The organism is Streptomyces beijiangensis (genome assembly GCF_017315755.1).
GTDB classification, from domain to species: Bacteria; Actinomycetota; Actinomycetes; order Streptomycetales; family Streptomycetaceae; genus Streptomyces; species Streptomyces beijiangensis.
On the sequence record NZ_JAFLRJ010000078.1, the window covers coordinates 1 to 2,627 of the forward strand.

Genomic DNA, 2,627 nt, shown 5'->3' on the forward strand with positions numbered 1-2,627 from the left:
GGCAGGGGCGGTCGTCACGGTGGGGGTCTCTTTCGCGGCAGGGCTACGGGGCTTCGGTCACGGTGATGGCGCCGCCGGGGCAGAGCGCCGCGGCAAGACGGAGGTCGGCGGCCAGCTCCGGGCCCGGGGCGTCCACGAGGAGGGTGACCAGACCGTCCTCGTCGCTCTGCTCGAAGACACCGGGTGCGGTGGCCACGCACTGGCCCGAACTGCAGCACAGCTCGCGGGAGATGCTCACCTGCGGCCCGGCGGTGTCGGACGGGGTCCGCAGCGTACGGAGCGTCATGCACATCATCGAGCACTGTCCGACCAGGACCAGGAGCTCGATCAGCTGCTGCTCCTGGAGCCGGCGCGAGAGCGCGGTCCAGACGTCGTCCGGCACGTCGGCATGGTCGAGGAGAGCGTCGGTCGCCCGCAGGACGTCGAGGTCGCCGGGTGCCCACGCGTACGTGTCCAGAGGCGCCGCGGTCGCCTGCGTCTCGTCGGGGTCCAGGCCTTCCGTGGCGGCCTGCGCGGCGTGCCGGGACCAGACGAAGGCGGAGCCGAGACGGTGGGCGGTACGCAGGACGGCGAGCTCCCTGTCCCGTACGGCGAGGGTGCCCTCGTGGGTGAGGACCTTGGCGAGCGAGAGCCAGGCCGCGGCCAGCGGCGGGTGGTGGGCCAGGGTTCCAAAGAGGTTGACCCGGCCCGGGCCGTCCTTCTTGGAGGCCTCCAGTACGGCGTGGAGGGTCGGCGGCCAGTCGGCCGGGGACACGGGCGGGATACGGGGAGCGGTGAGGTTCATGGGCTGCCTCCGGGCAGGTACGGGGGGAGGTGCGGCGGGGTCACCACTCGCAGATGACGAAGCCCGCGCTGGCACCGCTGGCGAAACCGAAGAGACCCACCAGGTCGCCCCGCCGGAGCCTGTCCGTTCGTACGGCGGTGGCCAGTTGGAGCGGAAGGGTGTTGGTGGCGACGTTGCCGTGGGCGGGGAAGGTGGACAGGATCCGGTCAGGGTCGACGCCGACCCACTCGCAGGCGACCCTGGTGAAGGCGACCGAGGGCTGGTGGATGCAGACGAGGTCCAGATCGCCCGCCTTCACGCCGAGGTCGTGCAGCCCGCCGCGCACCTTCTCCGGCAGCCCGCCGAAGGAGTTCACCAACTGCCCCGAGTCGATGCGCAGATGGCCCAGGGTGCGGTGGTTGGCGTACGGGTTGGGGAGGGTGGCCGCCTGCCAGCCCGCGGAGTTGGCGAAGAAGCGGGAGCCGATGATGCCGGGCCGCTCGGAGGCTTCGACCAGCAGCGCCGAGCCCAGGTCGCCGGTGGAGAGGCTGGGCAGGGCCGTGATGACGTCGGCGGGGTCGTCGATGACCCAGCGGCTCTCCCGGGTGCTGACCTCGGCGGTGGTGACGAGGATGCGCCGGTACTGGCCCGAGCGGATGAACGCGTCGGCGATCTCCAGTGCGTTCAGTACTCCGTTGCAGGCGTTCTTCACATCGAACACCGGTGATCGCAGGCCGAGTTTGTCGGCGACCACATGGGCCGTCGCGGGCTCCTCCATGTCGGCGAGGATCCCCGCGAACAGCAGCAGGTCGACGTCCAGGGGGTCCGTTCCGGTCTCTTCGAGCACGGTACGGGCCGCCCGCGCCGCGAGGTCGGACGGCTGGTCGGCGGCGGGGGCGACGGTCCTTTCGAGGAGTCCGTACATGTGCTGCAGCACACCGCGGGACATGGGGACGCCGGGGTTGCCCTCCCGGAAGCGGTCCTCGGCCTCGGCGGCGCTCTGGCGCCCCGCGGGGACGTGGACGGCGGCATGGACGATGGAGCTGTGCACGGTCAACAGGGTTGCTCTCTCAGTCAGTTGGCGCGGAAGGCCAGGACGACGTTGTGGCCGCCGAATCCGAAGGAGTGGCTGACCGCCGCCCGTACGTCCTGCCGGCGCTCCGCACCGGTGACGCAGTCCAGGTCGAAGGCCAGGCTCTGCGGGGTGAGGTTGGCGACCGGCGGAACCGTGGAGTGGTGGATCGTCAGGACGGTGAGGGCCGCCTCGACGGCCCCGGCCGCGCCGAGGCTGTGGCCGAGCACCCCCTTGGCCGCGGTGACGCTGGGGCCGTGCGGCAGCACCCGGCCGATCAGCTCGGCCTCCATCTCGTCGTTCTTCGGGGTCGAGGTGCCGTGCGCGTTGACATGGTCGATGTCCGACGGCCGCAGGCCCGCTTCGGCCACCGCCGCGCGCAGCGCGACCTCGGCGACGTTCCCGCCGGGGGCGGGCGCGGTGGGGTGATGGGCGTCGGAACTCATTCCGGTACCGGCGAGTTGGGCGTAGCCGCGCCGGCCGCGGGCCCGGGCGTCCCCGACCCGTTCCAGGACCAGGATCGCTGCGCCCTCGGAGATGACGAACCCGTCCCGGTCGTCGGCGAACGGCCGGGAGGCAGCCGCGGGGTCGCCGGTACGGGAGGACAGCGCCCCCATCCGCTGGAACCCGGTGGTGACCACCGGCGTGATCGCCGCCTCGGTGCCGCCGGCCACCGCGATGTCGCAGGCCCCGCTCAGCAACAGGTCCCTGGCGACGGCGAGTGCGCTGGCCCCAGAGGCGCAGGCGGTCTCGGTGGCCAGGGAGGGGCCACGGGCCCCGAGGTCCAACAGC

Annotated in this window: 3 protein-coding genes; all 3 read right to left on the reverse strand. The window is 72.5% G+C overall.

Features of this window, described 5'->3' with window-relative positions; translation table 11 throughout:
* Positions 1-43 precede the first annotated feature (43 nt).
* On the reverse strand, positions 44-784 hold the full coding sequence (locus tag J0695_RS08980) for a carboxymuconolactone decarboxylase family protein (RefSeq protein ID WP_206961350.1): 741 nt from the start codon (positions 782-784) through the stop codon (positions 44-46).
* 40 nt (positions 785-824) lie between these two features.
* A complete protein-coding gene (locus J0695_RS08985) occupies positions 825-1,814 on the reverse strand; it encodes a 3-oxoacyl-ACP synthase III family protein (RefSeq protein ID WP_307798510.1) in 990 nt (329 codons plus the stop codon).
* A gap of 23 nt (positions 1,815-1,837) precedes the next feature.
* On the reverse strand, positions 1,838-2,627 hold a 790-nt coding region (locus tag J0695_RS08990; protein ID WP_206961352.1), incomplete at its 5' end, for a beta-ketoacyl-[acyl-carrier-protein] synthase family protein.

What these genes read in the sequence shown, in the direction of transcription:
- J0695_RS08980 (WP_206961350.1), bottom strand. Translation starts at nt 784, where the DNA reads ATGAACCTCACCGCTCCCCGTATCCCGCCCGTGTCCCCGGCCGACTGG.